The sequence below is a fragment of the Paraburkholderia sp. SIMBA_053 genome, assembly GCF_046534895.1.
GTDB classification, from domain to species: domain Bacteria; phylum Pseudomonadota; class Gammaproteobacteria; order Burkholderiales; family Burkholderiaceae; genus Paraburkholderia; species Paraburkholderia caledonica.
This window is the reverse complement of the sequence record NZ_JAWRXU010001529.1, coordinates 1-242: the sequence shown is the minus strand read 5'-3', so window position 1 is coordinate 242 and position 242 is coordinate 1. Positions and strand designations below refer to the sequence as shown.

Here is a 242-nt window from a genome sequence, read left to right as displayed (position 1 = left end):
ACCTGGAGGAAACATGAAGCAAAACAATCTGTTGCGCGCCGCGCGTGTTACGACGCTCGTCGCAGCTGCAGCGGCATCGCTGGTGGGCGCGAATAGCGCGCGCGCCGAGATTCCGAACAAGACACTCGTCTACTGCTCAGAAGGCAGCCCCGCGGGTTTCGATCCGGCCCAGTACACCACGGGCACCGATTTCACGGCCAATACGTTCACCGTCTATAACCGCCTCGTCGAATTCGAGCGCG

General features: G+C 61.2%; 1 pseudogene. It reads left to right on the top strand.

Annotated features, from left to right (window positions below):
- Positions 1 to 13: 13 nt before the first annotated feature.
- A pseudogene (locus tag SB753_RS40695) lies at positions 14 to 242 on the top strand (ABC transporter substrate-binding protein); the annotation flags it as partial.